This window comes from Leucobacter sp. M11 (assembly GCF_035726885.1).
Lineage (GTDB): Bacteria > Actinomycetota > Actinomycetes > Actinomycetales > Microbacteriaceae > JAPFRB01.
On sequence record NZ_JAPFRB010000003.1, the window covers coordinates 472,380 to 475,238 of the forward strand.

The window sequence follows — 2,859 nt, forward strand, 5'->3', positions numbered from 1 at the left end:
AACGGTGGCTCCGGCGGGGGAGCGGCCGGGTCGCCGCGTCCCAGCGCCCGGGCCCGCATGATCGCGGGCGGCGTCGTCGGCGTGGTCGCCCTGTCCCTGCTCGGATTTGGCACCTGGGCGGCGCTCAACGCGGGGGGTGACGTCGCGGAGGCGGGCTCCGGCGCGAAGCCAACTCCGACCCCCACGCAGACGGAGCCAGAGCCCTCCGAGGCACCCACCCCGACGGAGCCAACGGGCCCGATCCGGATGCTCGCGATGGGTGAGATGGTGGCCCACGAGTCCGTCAGCGAGAACGCCAAGACGCCCGCTGGCGGCTACGACTTCGCCCCGCTCTTCGCGGAGCTGGACCCCCTGCTCGGGGACGCGGATGCGACCTTCTGCGCGCAGCCGATCCCGAGCGCCGGGGTCGACTTCGGGATCGCTGGCTTCCCGCAGTACAACGCACCGACCGAGTTCGCCACCACGCTCAGCGACACGGTCGGCTGCGATCTGGTCAGCCTGGCCGGGCCCAACGCCGCGGACCGTGGCGCCGACGGCATCCGAGCCACGCTCGATGCCTGGCAGCAGACGGAGCCCAAGATCGTCTCCGGCACGAACCGGACCCCCGAGGAACAGCGCGGGGTGCAGTACGGAGAGGTGCGCGGGGTAAAGACCGCGCTCGTGTCCTTCACCGAGCGCCTGAACCAGGTGACGGACGCCGGCCTGGTGAACTTCGTGGGTGACACGCAGCTCGTCACGGACCTCATCACCGAGGCCCGTGCGAACGCCGACGTCGTGCTCGTCGCGGCGAACTGGGGCGAGGAGGGCACGAGCGAGCTGGCTCAGCGGCAGCGGAACTTCGCGCAGCTCGTCTCGGACCTGGGGGCCGACATGATCCTCGGCACCGGATCGCACGTCATCCAGCCCGTCGAGTGGCTCGACCGTCCCGACGGGGGCCGCACCCTCGTGTGGTACTCGCTCGGCAGCCTCATGGGGACCCCGCTGAGTCTGCCCGAGCGGATCGGGGCCGTGGCCTCCGTCGAACTCGTGCCGGACGGCGAGGGCTGGACGGTGGCGAACCCCTCCGCGACGCTCACCTACCTGCACTACGCGTGGACGCCGGAGCAGCAGGCGGCGAACGAGTTGCTCGCGCGCACCGGGCTCAAGGCCGTTCCGCTCGCCGGGGCGCAGGCCCTGCTGGACGAGGACCGCTGGGGCACGACCGTGCAGGCCGAGACTGAGCGCATCGCCGGAATCCTCGGACCCGACGTGGCGATCAACGCGGGCTAGCTGCCCGACCCATCGAGGCCGACCGCGCCCGCCGGGGCCTCGTCAGCGGCTGCGCTCAGCCGCCAATGACGAGGTTCTCGGGGGTCTCGCCCCCGCGGAGGCGCTCGATCTGGCGGCGGACGAGCGCGGCCATCCGCGGCATCATCGCGCTCGAGGCGCCGCCGACGTGCGGGGAGATCAGCAGGTTCGGGCTGGACCACAGGGGGTGACCCTCGGGGAGCGGCTCGGGGTCGGTCACGTCCAGGGCGGCGCGCAGCCGCCCGGCGTTCAGCTCGGCCAGCAGCGCGTCCGTGTCCACGACGGGGCCGCGGGCGACGTTCACGAGCAGCGCGCCGTCCGGCAGCGCCGACAGGAACTCGGCGTCCACGAGGCCGCGGGTGTCGTCGGAGAGCGGCACGGCCACGATCACGATCTCGGCCTGCGGCAGCATCTCGGCAAGCTCGCTCATCGGGCGCACCTCGCGGCGGTCCCCGTGCGGGCCGGTCTCCGTGCGCGCGCTGCGGGCGAGGCGGCTGATCTCGACCTCAAAGGGGGCGAGGCGGTCCTCGATCGCCCGGGAGACCCCGCCGTAGCCGACGAGGAGCACGCGGCGGTCGGCGAGGCTCTCGTGCCGGACGGGGGCCCAGCGGCCCTCGTCGCCCGCGCGGACAAAGTCCGGGATCCCGCGCTGCGCCGCCAGGGTGAGCGCGAGCGCGAGCTCCGCGGTGGAGGGCTCATGCACGGTCGCCGCGTTCGCGAAGCGGTGCCCGGCGGGCAGGGTCTCGGCGACGCCGTCGTAGCCGATGGACTGGCTCTGGATGAGCGAGGTCGTGACCCCGTCCAACACGCTCAGAAACGCCTCGGCGCCCATGTACGGGGGCACCACCAGGTCGAGGTGCGGGCGCGGGGCGGGGGTCTGCATGTCCCAGAGCAGGAACTCGACGCCGGGCACGGGGCCGACGAGGTCGAGCAGGGTCTGTCCGGGGAGGCTCACAACGATGGGGGTCTCAGTCATGGCGACAGTCTACGCCGCGGCACGGGGCGCGGTCCGAGGCGCGGCCCGGGGCCTCAGCGGGGGAGATCGGCCAAGAAGCGCGCGATCGTCTGCCGGGCGTGACGCTCCGCCTCGGGCGAGGCCGTCGGTCGATTCAGATAGCCGTGCACGGTGCCCGGCTCGACCGCGGCGCTCACGGGCACCCCGGCCGCGATCAGCTGCTCGACGAACTGCTCGGCGGAGGCGCGCAGCTCATCGGCCTCGGCGGAGACGACGCTCGTCGGGGGGAGCTGGCGGAGGCGCTCGGCCGGGAGCTCCCCGGCGATGAGCGCGGAGCGCTCGGGGCCGGTGCCAGGGCCCAGGTAGTCCCGGTACATCTCTCGGATGCGCTCCGGCCGGAACCGGCGGGGCTCCGGGAGCTCGCTCACCAGCGCCTCGATGCGGGGATCGGGACGCTGGGTCTCGTGCAGGGTCGGGTACAGCAGGAGCAGGGCATCCGCGCCCCGGGAGCCCCGCTGCGCGGCGTCCGCCTGCGCGAGCGCGGCGTGCACGGCGAGCTGCCCGCCCGCGCTGGCCCCGCCGATGAAGAGGGGGCCGGGAAACTCCCGGGCGGCCCA

At 73.9% G+C, this 2,859-nt stretch carries 3 protein-coding genes; 1 reads left to right on the forward strand and 2 read right to left on the reverse strand.

Going from position 1 to position 2,859, the window contains the following annotated elements; all coding sequences use genetic code 11:
• On the forward strand, nucleotides 1-1,269 hold a 1,269-nt coding region (locus tag OOT08_RS10590), incomplete at its 5' end, for a CapA family protein (RefSeq protein ID WP_325092613.1).
• Nucleotides 1,270-1,324: 55 nt separating this feature from the next.
• Here OOT08_RS10590 and OOT08_RS10595 read toward each other — a convergent pair.
• Together OOT08_RS10595 and OOT08_RS10600 are read right to left on the reverse strand one after the other, a co-directional pair.
• On the reverse strand, nucleotides 1,325-2,263 hold the full coding sequence (locus tag OOT08_RS10595) for a 2-hydroxyacid dehydrogenase (RefSeq protein WP_325092614.1): 939 nt from the start codon (nucleotides 2,261-2,263) through the stop codon (nucleotides 1,325-1,327).
• Nucleotides 2,264-2,316: 53 nt separating this feature from the next.
• Nucleotides 2,317-2,859 (reverse strand): alpha/beta hydrolase fold domain-containing protein (locus OOT08_RS10600; protein ID WP_325092615.1); only part of this gene is annotated, 543 nt, incomplete at its 5' end.